At 39.3% G+C, this 1,134-nt stretch carries 2 protein-coding genes; both read right to left on the reverse strand.

Annotated features, from left to right (window positions below):
• Window positions 1–315: 315 nt before the first annotated feature.
• Window positions 316–468, reverse strand: coding sequence for a hypothetical protein (locus tag VHA02S_RS26470; protein WP_227740490.1), 153 nt, complete (start codon window positions 466–468; stop codon window positions 316–318).
• A gap of 6 nt (window positions 469–474) precedes the next feature.
• Complete coding sequence (locus tag VHA02S_RS24855) at window positions 475–951, reverse strand: hypothetical protein (RefSeq protein WP_227740489.1); 477 nt, start codon at window positions 949–951, stop codon at window positions 475–477.
• Window positions 952–1,134: the final 183 nt, after the last annotated feature.

A 1,134-nucleotide genomic window follows, 5' to 3' on the forward strand; every position in this document is an offset into this window, starting at 1 on the left:
GTTTGTTAGCTTGATATATATTCACGCACTAACTTTCTTTGGTGTGCTTAACTTTGTAAGCAGAGTAAAAACCTATAAAGAAGAAAGAATTTGTTATTACTAAAACTAAACCTGATACCGCAGGTAAGTTAGAACCTAAGATCAATGAAAGCGTATAATACTGCGCGCAAGCCGCCATTATGCAAAGAGCTAGTGAACGCAGTAATGTTACACCTTTAGGTAACTGATTTGGAGATAATAGGCACAACGAGAAAAGCACGTGAGAGAAATGGATTGTCGCCAATGAAAAGGCAAGTATTAGAAATATGATTAGCATTATAAATCATCCGCTCTTAGCAAACCTCTACGTAACAACTCTTTTTGAGCATCTTTTGCATTTGAACTCGTTTGGTATGCAATAACAGTAACCATAACAACCAGAATTGCCGATGCTCGTGATGCTGCTTGTTTTGTTAGTCCCATTTTCATACCAACTTACGCCACTGGCGACGAGGTGACCGTTTTTTTGAGTTGCTCAGAGGCTTTTTGTGAAGCTCCAATGACTCCTTTTTCATTTGCGGAGTATAAAAATGCTGCAACACCAGCCACTGTCAACGGAATTGTTATATCTAGCCCTACGACTTTCAGCGCGTCAGTCACCCCTTTATTCGTATCAAAGAACTCCCTAAGCTCACTGTCAGAAAGAGACCACGAGAACCAATATGGATTAGCTACAACCTGTGAAACTAATCCGTATAATGAGGCTTTTAACTGGTTATCACTTATGCCTAGTATTTGCTTTAATATTTGCGATTGCTTATTTTTTGGGAGCTGTCTGTAGAGGACAATTCCGGTCATGATCGGAATTGCATTGGTTTGCTTTTTCAAGCGAGACTCATGCTTTTCCATTCCAATTAAACTCGCATAATATTTTACTGGGTCAGCCCCAATCTTTGACTGTTGAACTCTCATAAAAACTCCTACTTAGCATATATCCGGATTGATACGCTCTAAAAAGTCACGACACAAATCCACTTAGCTTTTTTCGTATGACTTCACGAGAGACTGCAATTTACTGGATCAGTAATTACTTACTAGGACCTTAACTATAAGGTGTTGATATATCGAGCTAACGCCCTGTTAAGGGGTGAGCAA

Origin of the sequence: Vibrio harveyi NBRC 15634 = ATCC 14126 = KCTC 12724 (assembly GCF_001591145.1) — a bacterium.
Classification (GTDB): domain Bacteria; phylum Pseudomonadota; class Gammaproteobacteria; order Enterobacterales; family Vibrionaceae; genus Vibrio; species Vibrio harveyi.